General features: G+C 67.4%; 11 protein-coding genes and 1 pseudogene. 5 read left to right on the top strand and 7 right to left on the bottom strand.

The window, feature by feature from the left end:
* Positions 1 to 109: 109 nt before the first annotated feature.
* Both GEM_RS25620 and GEM_RS25625 read right to left on the bottom strand, forming a co-directional pair.
* Complete coding sequence (locus GEM_RS25620; protein ID WP_014900326.1) at positions 110 to 1,414, bottom strand: MFS transporter; 1,305 nt, start codon at positions 1,412 to 1,414, stop codon at positions 110 to 112.
* Between the two features lie 189 nt (positions 1,415 to 1,603).
* Positions 1,604 to 2,377 (bottom strand): putative hydro-lyase, encoded by a 774-nt coding sequence (locus GEM_RS25625; protein WP_014900327.1) that lies wholly within the window; start codon positions 2,375 to 2,377, stop codon positions 1,604 to 1,606.
* Positions 2,378 to 2,582: 205 nt separating this feature from the next.
* Here GEM_RS25625 and GEM_RS25630 point away from each other — a divergent pair, with 205 nt between their 5' ends.
* Entirely contained in the window at positions 2,583 to 3,515 is a 933-nt protein-coding gene (locus GEM_RS25630; protein WP_014900328.1) for a LysR family transcriptional regulator, read from the top strand.
* 56 nt (positions 3,516 to 3,571) lie between these two features.
* On the opposite strand, the gene GEM_RS25635 is transcribed toward GEM_RS25630, so the two are convergent.
* The 4 genes and pseudogenes from GEM_RS25635 to GEM_RS25650 form a co-directional block, all read right to left on the bottom strand.
* Positions 3,572 to 3,898, bottom strand: coding sequence for an antibiotic biosynthesis monooxygenase family protein (locus GEM_RS25635; protein WP_014900329.1), 327 nt, complete (start codon positions 3,896 to 3,898; stop codon positions 3,572 to 3,574).
* A gap of 65 nt (positions 3,899 to 3,963) precedes the next feature.
* Positions 3,964 to 4,143 (bottom strand): annotated as a pseudogene (locus GEM_RS32360) (flagellin N-methylase); the annotation flags it as partial.
* 10 nt (positions 4,144 to 4,153) lie between these two features.
* Positions 4,154 to 5,461, bottom strand: a complete 1,308-nt coding sequence (locus GEM_RS25645; RefSeq protein WP_014900330.1) for an MFS transporter — start codon at positions 5,459 to 5,461, stop codon at positions 4,154 to 4,156.
* 174 nt (positions 5,462 to 5,635) lie between these two features.
* A complete protein-coding gene (locus tag GEM_RS25650) occupies positions 5,636 to 6,598 on the bottom strand; it encodes a DMT family transporter (protein ID WP_014900331.1) in 963 nt (320 codons plus the stop codon).
* A gap of 130 nt (positions 6,599 to 6,728) precedes the next feature.
* Here GEM_RS25650 and GEM_RS25655 point away from each other — a divergent pair, with 130 nt between their 5' ends.
* Both GEM_RS25655 and groL read left to right on the top strand, forming a co-directional pair.
* Positions 6,729 to 7,019 carry a co-chaperone GroES gene (locus GEM_RS25655; protein WP_011356207.1) on the top strand — a complete coding sequence of 97 codons (291 nt, stop codon included), beginning with the start codon at positions 6,729 to 6,731 and terminating at the stop codon, positions 7,017 to 7,019.
* A gap of 12 nt (positions 7,020 to 7,031) precedes the next feature.
* Entirely contained in the window at positions 7,032 to 8,672 is a 1,641-nt protein-coding gene (gene groL / locus GEM_RS25660; protein ID WP_014900332.1) for a chaperonin GroEL, read from the top strand.
* 111 nt (positions 8,673 to 8,783) lie between these two features.
* Here the strand turns inward: groL and GEM_RS25665 are convergent, their stop codons facing one another.
* The gene (locus GEM_RS25665) at positions 8,784 to 9,932 is read right to left on the bottom strand and encodes a porin (protein ID WP_014900333.1); all 1,149 of its coding nucleotides are present in this window, start codon (positions 9,930 to 9,932) and stop codon (positions 8,784 to 8,786) included.
* Positions 9,933 to 10,157: 225 nt separating this feature from the next.
* Here GEM_RS25665 and GEM_RS25670 point away from each other — a divergent pair, with 225 nt between their 5' ends.
* Both GEM_RS25670 and GEM_RS25675 read left to right on the top strand, forming a co-directional pair.
* Positions 10,158 to 10,772, top strand: coding sequence for a LysE family translocator (locus GEM_RS25670; RefSeq protein ID WP_014900334.1), 615 nt, complete (start codon positions 10,158 to 10,160; stop codon positions 10,770 to 10,772).
* A gap of 191 nt (positions 10,773 to 10,963) precedes the next feature.
* Entirely contained in the window at positions 10,964 to 11,848 is an 885-nt protein-coding gene (locus tag GEM_RS25675) for a patatin-like phospholipase family protein (protein ID WP_014900335.1), read from the top strand.
* Positions 11,849 to 11,996: the final 148 nt, after the last annotated feature.

Below are 11,996 nucleotides of genomic sequence, written 5' to 3' on the forward strand. Positions count from 1 at the left end.
ATGAACTCGATGCGTCGTTGAATCGATGGACGAGCGCCGCCGCACGGCGCGCGTCGCGCGCCGCGAGATGGCTTCGATGAAAAAGGAAAGTGAAGCGGCGGGCGCCCGCTTACGCGGCGTCGAGTTCGCGGCCGCGCGTCTCGGGCAGCGTCAGCGCGGCGACGATCATCACGCCGTAGGCGGCGACCGCGAAGATCCCGATGCTCGCGCCGAGCCCATAGTGCTTCGACAGCGCGCCGATCAGGAACGGGAACAGTGCGCCGATCGCGCGGCCCACGTTGTAGCAGAAGCCTTGGCCGGAGCCGCGCACGCGGGTCGGGAACAGCTCGGTGAGGAACGCGCCCATCCCGGAGAAGATGCCCGACGCGAAGAACCCGAGCGGGAAGCCGAGCCACAGCATCGACGTGTTCGTGAGGTGCAGCGCCGGCGACGTATAGGCGAACGCGATCACCATCGAGCCGAGCGCGAACAGGATGAAGTTCGGCTTGCGGCCGAGACGGTCGGTCAGGTACGCGCTCGTCAGGTAGCCAACCCACGAGCCGACGATGATCGTCGCGAGATAGCCGCCGGTGCCCATCACGGTCAGGTGCCGCTCGGTCTTCAGGAACGTCGGCAGCCAGGTCGTGATCGCGTAGTAGCCGCCCTGCGCGCCGGTGGTCAGCAGCGCCGCGCGCAGCGTCGTCGACAGCAGCTTCGGCGCGAAGATTTCGGTGAGGCGCGGCGCGTCGGCCACCTTCGCCTGCGTGGCCTTCTCCTTCTCGTAGACGTCCGGTTCCTTCACGTAGCGGCGGATCACGACCACCAGCAGCGCCGGTGCGAGGCCGACGAGAAACAGCGCGCGCCATGCCTGTTCGGCCGGCAGCACCGAGAACAGCAGCGCATACAGCAGCGCCGACAGCCCCCAGCCAATCGCCCACCCCGACTGCACGAGGCCGACCGCCTTGCCGCGATCGCGCGCGCGGATCACCTCGCCGATCAGCACCGCGCCGGCCGTCCATTCGCCGCCGAAGCCGAAGCCCATCAGTGCGCGCGCGGCGAGCAGCTGGTGGTAGCTCTGCGCGAGCCCGCACAGCGCGGTGAATACCGCGAACCACAGCACGGTCAACTGCAGCGTGCGCACGCGGCCGATCCGGTCGGACAGGATGCCCGCGATCCAGCCGCCGAGCGCCGACGCGAGCAGCGTCATCGTGCCGATGAAGCCGGCATCCGCGAGCGAGATACCCCAGGTCGCGACCAGCGTCGGGATCACGAACGACAGCATCTGCGTGTCCATCCCGTCGAGCATGTAGCCGACCTTGCAGCTCCAGAACGCACGGCGTTCGCGCGGCTGCGCGTCCGCGTACCACCCGAACAGGCCGTTGCGCGCGGGGCCCGCGGGGTCAGTGGCGGGCGCCGGGAGGGTCTTGCTTTCCATGGTGAGGCTCCTGTCGAAATGCGCGGTCAAAATCGTCGTGTCGTGTCTTGCGTGGGTGCCTGCGTCGCACTCGCGGCCGGCTGGCTGCGGATGCGCGCCGCCCTCCGGCCGGGCGGATCGTCTGCGGTCGCGGCATGCCGCCGCGACGGGGCGGACCGGCGGCCGCGCGGGCCGCCGGCGTCAGTCGGTTCAGAACACGGCCAGCGACGCGTTCGTGATGTCGGTCATCAGCATGTAGCCCGGCGTATGCGCGATCGCGAGCGGCAGCTTCGCTTCCATCAGCGCGGTTTGCGGCGTCACGCCGCACGCCCAGAACACCGGCAGCTCGCCGTCGCGCACCGTCACCGCGTCGCCGAAATCGGGTGCGCCGAGATCGGCGATGCCCAGTTCCTGCGGATGGCCGATATGGACCGGCGCGCCGTGCACGCCGGGGAACCGGCTCGTGATCTGCACCGCGCGGATCGCGTCGGCGCCGCGTAGCGGCCGCATCGATACGACCAGCTGGCCGCCGAAGATGCCCGCGCGACGGTTCGGGATCGACGTGCGGTACATCGGCACGTTGCGACCCTCCTCGATGTGGCGCAGCCCGATCCCTTCGCGCGCCAGCATGTCCTCGAACGAGAACGAGCAGCCGATCGCGAACACCACGAAATCGTCGCGCCACAGCGCTTCGAGCGATTCGACGCGCTCGGTCAGGCGACCATCGCGGTATACGTTGTAGCTCGGTACGTCGGTGCGGATGTCGAGATCCTCGCCGAGCACGTCGACCCGGAACGCGCCCGGTTCGCCAACGCCCAACAGCGGGCACGCCTTCGGGTTGGCCTGGCAAAAGCGCAGGAAATCGTGCGCGTACGCGTTCGGCAGGATCGCGAGATTCGCTTGCGCGAACGGGCCGCACTGGCCGGCGGTCGGGCTGCGGAAGGTGCCGTTGCGCACGGACTGGCGAAATTCGGAAGGCGTCATGATGTTGGGTGACAGATCGGGATGTCGTCGGGATGACGGTGTTGCGTCAGCAGATACGGCGAAGAATAGAAAAGAAAAAATTTTGTCGCCAACGAGTTTTTTTGCGCCCCGTGTATAGAATTTCTTAACGCATCTCGGGGTTTTCCCCGGTCCCGTTCACTTTTCTTCACCGGCAAGCTGCGCGTCCACCGTCCGTCCGACCGCCATGAACACGCGTTTTCTCGAAACCTTCGTCACGCTCGCGAAGCTGCGCAACTTCCGCACCACGGCCGCCACGCTGCACGCGACGCCGGCCGCGATCTCGCAACGCCTGAAGGCGCTCGAGGACGAATTGCAGACGGTGCTCGTCGATCGCGACAGCCGCGCATTCCGGCTCACGCCGAACGGCGAGTACCTGCTCGGCTATGCGAAGGCCGTCGTCGAGGCAACCCAGGAGCTGCAGGCCGCCGCGGCCGGCGAAAGCGCGCTGCGCGGCAAGCTGCGGCTCGGCGTGATCGAGACGGTCGTGCACAGCTGGCTGCCGCACTACCTGCGTCGCCTCGCGGCAGACTATCCGCAACTGGAAATCGACCTGACCGTCGACGTCAGCGTCGTGCTGCAGCGCCGGCTGATGGCCGGCGAGCTCGATCTGATCATTCGGGTGGAGGGCAGCGACGAGGCGTCGGTCGTGTGCGACGCGCTCGCGAACTATCCGGTGCGCTGGATCGCGCGCGCGGGGCTGCTGCCGAACACGCGCACCGGCCTCGCGCGGCAGGTGCTGCGCCAGCCGATCCTGACCTACGGGCGCGGGACCGCGCCGCACCGCGCGCTCGAGGACATCGTGCGCACGCTCGCGCACGCGCATGGCGTGCCGCTGTCGGAGACCCGCATCACCGGCTCGCCGTCGATCTCGGTGATCGTGCAGCTGGTGCGCGACGGCTACGGCGTCGCCGCGATTCCGGTGCTGTTCGTCGATGCGCTGATCGCCAGCGGCGAGGTCGTCGAGCTGCCGCTGCAGCCGTCGCCGCCATCGATCGTCGTGTCGATGTCGCGCCGCGCCGATGCGCCGAAATTCGTGCACGGCGCGTCGATCGCCGCACGCGCCGCGTGCCATGAGTATTGCGGGAAGAGCAACCGGTTGCTGGTCGAAGCGCTTTGACGCCGCGCGACGGTGCGTTCGCGCGGCATGCCTGACGCGGGGCGCCGGCGGTCAGCTCAGGCAGGATGCCCCGCGTGCGGCTTTGTGAGCTTGCCGTCACCGTACTCGTGCAGCACCTTCGAGATCACCACGCGATAACCGTCCAGCCAGCGCGCCTGCTTCGCCTTCGCTTCGAGATGCGCGGGGTGCTGCATCAGTTGCTGCAGTGCCGCCTCCGATTCCCAGTAGTAGACGTTCTGGATCAGCCCGGCCCCGGTGTTCTCCCACGCCTCCTCGCCGAGATAGCCGGGCGTCGCGCGCGCCATGTCGGCGATCTGCTGGTCGAGCCGGTGGAATTCGTCGTCGTATTGTCCGGCGCGGAAAATGAAGGTCGATGCGTACATGCGCGCTCCATCGGAGACGATTGAAAGAGCGCCAAGTTTAAGGCACGCGCGGCGTGCCGCTGCCGTTACGCGATGCGCGCTTCGACGTCGTGCCGACCGTCGAGCCATGCATCGATGTGCGAGGCATCGGCGCGCGTTCCCGTCATGGCGTCCCGCATCGCCGCGAGCGCATGCTGTGCACGTTCGAGTGCGTGCGCGAAGCCGCGCAACTCGCGGGTCGCCGGCCGGTCGTCGAGACGCCGGCGCCCGCATCGCTCAACCGGCGCGGCGCGCGGCCATCGGCAGCGCACGCCGCGACGCGATCCGCAACCCGAGCACACCACCGACGAGCAACGCACCCGCGACCAGCAACAGCGCGAGATCGTACGAATGCGTGACGTCCTTGATGCGCCCCATCACCGGCGGCAACGCGAGGCCCGCAATATTCGCGACCGCGTTGATCAGTGCGATCGACGCGGCGGCCGTGAGGCCCGACACATATTCGGTCGTCACCGCCCAGAACACCGGCGTCGCGGCCCAGTTGAAGCCGACCGCGAACACCAGCAGCGCATATGCGACCGGCAATGCCGGCGTATGGATCGCCGCGATCAGCAGCGCGCCGGCCAGCAGCATCGGCACGCCGAGATGCAGCGCGCGTTCGCCGCCGAGATCCGAATGCCGGCCGTTCACATACATCGCGATGCACGCGAACAGGAACGGCAGCGCGGACAGGCTGCCGACCGCGAAGCTCGATTGCCCCGACAGGCTCTTTACCAGCAGCGGCAGGAACAGCGTGAGGCCGATCGTGCCGAACGCCTGCAGCAGCCAGAATGCGGCCAGCGCCCACACCTTGCCGTCGCCGAACGCGCGCCGCAGCGCGGCGCCGTGCGACAGGTGCTCGCGCGGCGCGCTCTCGCGCAGCGTCGCTTCGAGCCATGCGCGCTCGTCGGCTGGCAGCCAGCGCGCATGCGCGGGCGTATCGGGCAGCCGCCGCAGCACGACGAACCCGAGCAGCAGCGCTGGCACGCCTTCGAGCAGGAACAGCCAGCGCCAGCCCTCGACGCCGAGCACGCCGTTCAGGTTCAGCAGCGCGCCGGACAACGGCAATCCGATCACCGACGCGAGCGTCGCGCCGATATAGAAGAACGACATCGCCCGCGCACGATCGCTCTGCGGATACCACCCCGACAGGTAATAGATGATGCCCGGCGTGAAACCCGCCTCGGCCGCACCCAGCAACAGGCGCATCGCGTAGAGCTGGCCCGGCGTGTGCACGGCGCTCATCCCCGCTGCGACGAGGCCCCACGTGATCATGATGCGCGCGATCCAGCGGCGCGCGCCGACCCTTGCGAGGAACAGATTGCTTGGCACTTCGAACAGAATGTACGTCACGTAGAACAGCCCCGCGCCGAGGCCGTACATCTGCGCGCTGAGACCGAGGTCGGCGTTCATCTGCAGCGCCGCCACCGAGATGTTCGAGCGGTCGATGTACGCGATCAGGTACAGCAGCATCAGGAACGGAATCAGGCGCAGGTTCAGACGCCGCATCGTCGCGGCGTGCAACTGCGGAGCGGCAGCATTCATCGGCTTGTCTCCTGGATCGTCTCGCGGGACGGGGCCGATGCCGCAAGCAATGGCGGCATCGTCGCGCCGCGTGATGCGCGGCGTCATGCGAAGCAGTCTAGGAGTCACGCGAAATGCACGTCAATTATCGGGACGCAGTCTCGCTATGTGAGAAACGCGGCGCACGTCGTTGATTCAGTAACGCATCACCAGATACAGGCCGGCCGCCGCAAGCGCCATCCCCGGCCACGCGAGCGCGCCGATCGTCTCGCCGAGCACGACGAGCGCGATCAGCGCGGTGGCCGGCGGAATCAGGAAAAACAACGCCGACACACGCGACGCCTCGCCGTAGCGCACCATCGCCAGCAGCAGCGAGATCGCGATCAGCGAATTGCAGATCACCAGGTACGCGAGCGAACCGGCGAGGCCGGCGGTCCAGTGCACGTGCATCGGTTCGAGCGCGAACGCGAGCGGCGCGGTCACCGCGAGGCCGACCGTGTATTGCACGAGGTTCGCGGTGACGGGATGGACGTTGGTGCCGAAGCGCTTTTCCCACAGCGTGCCGCCGGTGATGCACGCGAGTGCGAGCAGCGCGAACGCCAGCGCCCACACCGACGACACCGCGACCGACGAACGCGCGAGGATGACGAGCACCGCGCCGGCGGCGCCGAGCGCGAGCCCGATCCAGCGCAGCGCGCCGACACGCTCGCCGGCGATCAGCGGCGCGAGCAGGCCGACGAGAATCGGTTGCTGCGACGTGACGAGCGCGACGGCCCCGGCCGACATCCCGAGCTTCAGGCTCAGATACGTGAACGAGAAATAGCCGGCCTGCAGCAGCAAGCCAACGACGACGAGATTGCGCCATTCGCCGCGCGTGCGCGGCAACGCGGGACGCAGCCACAGGAACGGCCCGGCGAGCAGCGCGACGACGCATGCGTAGCGCAGTGCGAGGAACGTCAGCGGATCGGCATCGCGCAGCCCGAGCTTCAGGAACACGAAGCCGCTCGCCCACAGCAGCAGGAACAGCGCGGGCGCAATGCGCAGCCACACGGGTTGTCGTCCGGCTTCCAGTGTCCTTGCCACGCTCGTGCGCTCCCCGGGCGAGTGTGCGATGTCGGGATCATACGCTTCGGCTGCGCGGCGCCCTTCGCTCTCCATCCATAGCGCATCCGCGCAAATGCTTTTCCGAATCCGTTATTGGATCGCGCCGCCGCGCGTTTTTATACTCGTCAGCACGCTCTGATGAAGAGTGCCAGCCAATTTCGACGCAACAGAACAGGACAGACAGATGAGCCTACGCCCCTTGCACGACCGGGTCATCGTGAAGCGACTCGACCAGGAAACCACCACCGCCTCGGGCATCGTGATCCCCGACAGCGCCGCGGAAAAGCCCGACCAGGGCGAAGTGATCGCCGTCGGCCCCGGCCGCAAGGACGCGGACGGCCAGCGCATCGTGCCCGACCTGCAGGTCGGCGAACGCGTGCTGTTCGGCAAGTACGCAGGCCAGGCCGTCAAGGTGGACGGCAACGAATTCCTCGTACTGCGCGAGGAAGACATCGTCGCGGTCGTCAATCAATAACGGAGTGCAATCATGGCAGCGAAGGAAATCATTTTCAGCGACGTCGCCCGTGCGAAGTTGACCGAAGGCGTCAACCTTCTCGCGAACGCGGTGAAGGTCACGCTCGGGCCGAAGGGCCGCAACGTCGTGCTCGAACGCAGCTTCGGCGCGCCTGTCGTCACGAAGGACGGCGTGTCGGTCGCGAAGGAAATCGAACTCGCGGACAAGCTGCAGAACATCGGCGCGCAGCTCGTGAAGGAAGTCGCGTCGCGCACCAGCGATGCGGCCGGCGACGGCACGACGACGGCCACCGTGCTCGCGCAGGCGATCGTGCGTGAAGGCCAGAAATACGTCGCGGCCGGGCTCAACCCGCTCGACCTGAAGCGCGGGATCGACAAGGCCGTGGCAGCAGCCGTCGACGAGCTGAAGAAGATCAGCAAGCCGACCACCACGAGCAAGGAAATCGCGCAGGTCGCGACGATCTCCGCGAACGGCGAGGAATCGATCGGCCAGCGCATCGCCGAGGCGATCGACCGCGTCGGCAAGGAAGGCGTGATCACCGTCGAGGACGGCAAGTCGCTCGCCGACGAGCTCGACGTGGTCGAAGGGCTGCAGTTCGATCGCGGCTACCTGTCGCCGTACTTCATCAACAATCCCGACAAGCAGATCGCCGAGATCGAGAACCCGTACATCCTGCTGCACGACAAGAAGATCTCGAACATCCGCGAACTGCTGCCGGTGCTCGAACAGGTCGCGAAGTCGGGCCGGCCGCTGCTGATCATCGCTGAGGACGTCGAGGGCGAAGCACTCGCGACGCTGGTCGTCAACAACATCCGCGGCATCCTGAAGACCGTTGCGGTCAAGGCGCCGGGCTTCGGCGATCGCCGCAAGGCGCTGCTCGAGGACATCGCGATCCTGACCGGCGGGCAGGTCGTCGCCGAGGAAACGGGCCTCACGCTCGAGAAGGCAACCCTCACCGAACTCGGCCAGGCGAAGCGCATCGAGGTCGGCAAGGAGAACACGACCGTGATCGACGGCGCGGGCGACGCACAGAACATCGAGGCGCGCGTGAAGCAGATCCGCGTGCAGATCGAGGAAGCGACGTCGGACTACGACCGTGAAAAGCTGCAGGAACGCGTGGCGAAGCTGGCCGGCGGCGTGGCCGTGATCAAGGTCGGCGGCGCGACCGAGATCGAGGTGAAGGAGAAGAAGGACCGCGTCGACGACGCGCTGCACGCAACGCGCGCGGCCGTCGAGGAAGGCATCGTCCCGGGCGGCGGGGTCGCGCTGATCCGCGTGCGGCAGGCGATCCGCGAACTGAAGGGCGCGAACGCCGACCAGAACGCGGGCATCAAGATCGTGCTGCGCGCGCTGGAGGAACCGCTGCGCCAGATCGTCACGAATGCGGGCGAGGAAGCGAGCGTGGTCGTCGCGAAGGTCGCCGAAGGCACGGGCAACTTCGGCTACAACACGCAGACGGGTGAATACGGCGATCTCGTCGAATCGGGCGTGCTCGATCCGACCAAGGTCACGCGCACCGCACTACAGAACGCGGCGTCGGTCGCCGGGCTGCTGCTGACGACCGATGCGACCGTGTTCGAAGCGCCGAAGGATGTGGCGCCGGCCGCGGTGCCGGGCGGCCCGGGTGCGGGCGGGCCGGGGTTCGATTTCTGATCGCCGGTACGTGCGATCGCCCGAACCTGGCGACCGCACGTCTCCACCCACGACGCGTGGCGGCACCGGTCGCCACGCGTTTTTTATCCGCGGACGCCGGGCGAACCGTCGTCAGAACATCTGGCGCAGGCCGATCGCGGCCCCGACGTTGTTGGTCCTGCCAATCTGGTCGACCTTGCCCGTCAGCGGGTTGGTGGCACCCGGATAGTCGGCCGCGAACGCACCGTTGCCGCGTGCGAAATCTACCGTGCCGTATACCTCCGTGTGCTTCGACAGCGCATATTCGGCCAACACGGTCGCAGAATAGTTGATCCCGGAGCCGAGCGTGCCGTCGAGCCGTTCCGCGTTGCGCGCATGGCCGTAATAGCCGGCCACCGTGATCAGCAGTGGCGCGGTGGCCTGCCAGTTCGCGCCGACGTAAAACGTATCGTCGATACGATTCGGGCTGCCGCCGCCCAGCATGGGCGCGCCGGCCTGCTGCATGTTGAAGTCCGTCGTGCCCGTCTTGTCCTGGCCGTGCAGCCAGCCTGCCAGCAGGCGGACGGACCGCGTGACCTGATACGCGCCGCTCACGTGCAGGAAGTTCACCTTCGCACCGTTGACCGTACTGCCGTTTACGGACGACACCGAGGTTTGCTGGAAGCCTGCGTTGATCGACGCTGGCCCTCGCGCGTAGGTCAACTCCACGCCGTACGTGCTGTCGAGGCCCATTGCGCCGGCATGATTGCCGAACCCGTAGATCGCATCGAGGCTCAACCCGTTGTACGAGAACTGATACTTCACAGAGTTCGCCACCGTCAGGTAGTTGCCGATGCCGTTGTACGCCCAACTGTCCTGCCAGTAGTCGCCGACGGTCATCGGATCGAATACATCGCCCATCGTGTCGTACAGCGGCGCGTACTGGTTGCCGAACGTCAGCGAGCCGTACCGGTCGCTCGACAGGCCGACGTAGGCCTGCCGGCTGAACAGCGTGTTCGCGACGTGCAGCTTGCCGTCGCCGAGCTCGAACCCGTTCTCGAGCCGGAAGATCGCCGACAGCCCGCCGCCGAGATCCTCGCTGCCGCGCAAGCCCCAGCGGCTGTGCGTTTCCGGGCCGACGGTCATCCCGATCAGGTCCCGGCCGTCGGGGGCGGCATTCGTCTGATAACGAATCGCCGTATCGACGAGGCCGTACAACGTGACGGAACTCTGTGCAAACGCGGACGATGCTGCAATGGCGAAAACCGCGCCGATACCACCGGGAACGACGATGCGTCTCATGAATGGCCTCCCTGAGCAATTGATTTTGTAAGCAGTCCGATAGCACTCGCGTCTGGAGGCCGGTACTGCGATCGGGAGAATAATCGGTCAAAATCGCGTCACCTATTGCCGCTTCTGGATTGGACCTTTCCAACGCCGTCAACAATCGCGGTTGCCGCCGTGGGGCGTCCGGTGCACCAGGCTCGGGTAAGATGAAAGCCCCCCGCCGCTTCGCACCCGAAAGCCATGTCGACCACCATCAACACGTTGCTGCCGCTCGCCGGCGTCCTGCTGCTGAGCGTCGCCAGCCCGGGCCCGAACTTCGTGATCGTCACGTCGACCGCGGTCGCGCAGCGCCGCGCCGGCGTGATGACGGGGCTCGGCCTCGCCGCCGCATCGGGCACTTGGGCCGCGATCGCGATTGCCGGCCTGAGCCTGCTCGTGACCCACGTCGCATGGGTGCATACCGCGCTGCGGCTGGCGGGCGCCGCCTATCTGATCTGGCTCGGCCTGAAAATGGTGCTGACCGCGCGCCAGCCGCTGCCCGTTGCCGCACCGGCCTCATCCTCCGACTGGCACGCCGCGAAGAAGGGCTATGTGGTCAGCATGACCAACCCGAAATCCGTCGCGTTCTACGGCAGCATCTTCGCGCTGATGGTGCCGGCCCACGCGCCGGCATGGCTCGATCTTGCGGTCGTCGCGCTGTCGATCGGGATTTCGGCCGCGTGGTATTGCACGATGGCGCTGCTCGCGTCGCATCCGTCCGTGCGCCGGCTCCTGATTCGACGCAAGGCCGTGCTCGATACGACGGCTGGCCTGCTGCTGATGGGGCTCGGCGGGCGGATGCTGGCCGGGCGTTGATCGGCGTCACGTTTCCGCATTACCCCCCAAAAGGGTTCATCGCGGGATTCCGGGGAACGCGGCGCGCAACGCGCATCGTCGGCCGACCGGCTGGGTCCGCGTGCCGGCAGGGTTTTCATCAGGACCTCCGGGACGCCGCACGATCCATTATGGAGAAAGCACTGTCGCAGCCAACCGCAGGAGGGCGCACCGTGACTTCCGATCCCACTCCCTCGACCGCCTTCGTGTTCGCCGGCGGCGGCAGTCTTGGCGCGATCGAGGTCGGCATGCTCCGCGAGCTGGTCGCCAGCGGCGAACGGCCCGATTGCGTCGTCGGCGCGTCGGCGGGCGCGATCAATGCGGCCTATTTCGCCGGCCGGCCGGATGCGGATGGCGTCGCGATGCTCGCCGCGCTGTGGTGCCGGATCCGCCGTCAGGACGTCATGCCGTTCTCGATGCGCAGCCTCGTCGCGATGCTGCTGCGCAACCGGCCGCACCTGGTCGAGGCCGATGCGCTGCGCCTGCTGCTGGAACGGAACCTGCCGTACCGGCGGATCGAGCAGGCCGCGTTGCCGCTCCACATCGTCGCGACCGACGTGCTGAGCGGCCGCGAAGTCGTGCTGTCCGCCGGCCCGGTCGTGGATGCCGTGCAGGCCAGCGCGGCGATTCCCGGCGTGTTTCCGTCGGTCAGCATCGGCGGCGTGGAGCTCGTCGACGGTGGCGTCGCGAACAATACGCCGATCTCGGTTGCGCTCGCGCTCGGCGTCAAGCGGATCGTCGTGCTGCCGGCCGGGTTCGCCTGTGCGTTGCGCGTGCCGCCGCGCAGCGCGATCGCGCATGCGACGCACGCGCTGACGCTCGTGATCGCGCGGCAACTGGTGCGCGATCTGGAGCTGTACGCGGCACACGCGCAAATCCATGTCGTGCCGCCGCTCTGTCCGCTCGAGGTGTCGTCATACGATTACTCGCAGTGCGCGCAACTGATCGACAAGGCCGCGGAACGCACGCGTGCGTGGATCGATGCGGGCGGGCTCGCGCAGTGCGCGATTCCCGGCCAACTGCGCGAGCACGATCACGCCGCGGCGCTGTCGCATTGAGGGTTGCCTACGCGCCGTGCACACGCAAGAACGACGAACGCCGATTGCCGGGCTGCCGGGGTATCTCCCCGGAAATATGCGAAGAACCCGAAAAAAGGCCGCTTGTGACGTCCCGTTGCCGGGAGCCACAAGCGGCCCGCTCGCGTGC

Origin of the sequence: Burkholderia cepacia GG4, assembly GCF_000292915.1 — a bacterium.
Lineage (GTDB): Bacteria > Pseudomonadota > Gammaproteobacteria > Burkholderiales > Burkholderiaceae > Burkholderia > Burkholderia cepacia_D.